Below are 1022 nucleotides of genomic sequence, written 5' to 3' on the forward strand. Positions count from 1 at the left end.
ACTCAAGTTGTGAATAGAGCTTATGATGCTTCTGTAGAACTTACAACATCACAACAAATTGAAACTGTTGAAAATCAATTATTTGAGCTAGCAGAAAAAGGGAAATATGGAGGTGGATTTGAAAATTTTAATACAGCCATTACAAAAGCACTTAACATGGCAAGCGCTGCGAAAAAGCGTTCTTCAAAGCTCTCAGGGATAGCTACCCATATCAAAACTCTTGATGAGAAAATGGGGGGATTACAAGCATCTGATTTGATTATCCTTGCGGGGCGCCCTGCTATGGGGAAGACCTCTCTTGCTACCAATATTGCTTTTAATATTGCCAATGCTTGCAAGCGTCATGATAACAGCCAAGCCAATGAAGGGGGTATTGTTGGTTTCTTTTCACTTGAGATGTCAACTGAACAGCTTGCAACTCGTATTATCTCAGAGCAAATAAAGGTTTCTTCTTCTGATATGCGCCGTGGTAATATCTCAGAAGAGCAATTTGCAAAAATTATTCACGCAATGCGTTCCTTACAAACAATCCCTCTTTATATTGATCAAACGGGTGGTGTGTCTATTGCACAATTGTCCGCCCGTGCAAGGCGTCTTAAACGACAACATGGTCTAGATGTCTTGATTATCGATTATATCCAACTCATGACAAGCGGTTCAAAGCGTTCATTAGAAAATCGCGTTCAAGAAATTACAGCCATTACCACTGGGTTAAAAGCACTTGCAAAAGAACTCAATATTCCCATCATTGCTTTGTCTCAACTTTCGCGTCAAGTTGAAAATAGAACAGATAAACGTCCACAACTCTCCGACTTACGTGAATCTGGTTCAATCGAGCAAGATGCCGACATTGTGTTGTTCGTCTATCGCGAAGAATATTATCTCAAAAATGAAGAACCAAAAGAAGGCACCGCCGAGTATAGCAAATGGCAAGAGGCAATGGAACAAGCCAAGGGTAAAGCCGAGGTTATTATAGCAAAACAACGCCATGGTCCGACAGGAATCGTTCCCCTTGCCTTTCA

Annotated in this window: 1 protein-coding gene; it reads left to right on the forward strand. The window is 41.0% G+C overall.

Annotated features, from left to right (window positions below; genetic code table 11):
* A partial coding sequence (locus ACFIKJ_RS09435; RefSeq protein WP_375670555.1) for a replicative DNA helicase occupies positions 1–1022 on the forward strand: 1022 nt, incomplete at both ends.

The organism is Bartonella sp. PS7NMGDW, from assembly GCF_042193585.1.
Taxonomy (GTDB): domain Bacteria; phylum Pseudomonadota; class Alphaproteobacteria; order Rhizobiales; family Rhizobiaceae; genus Bartonella; species Bartonella grahamii.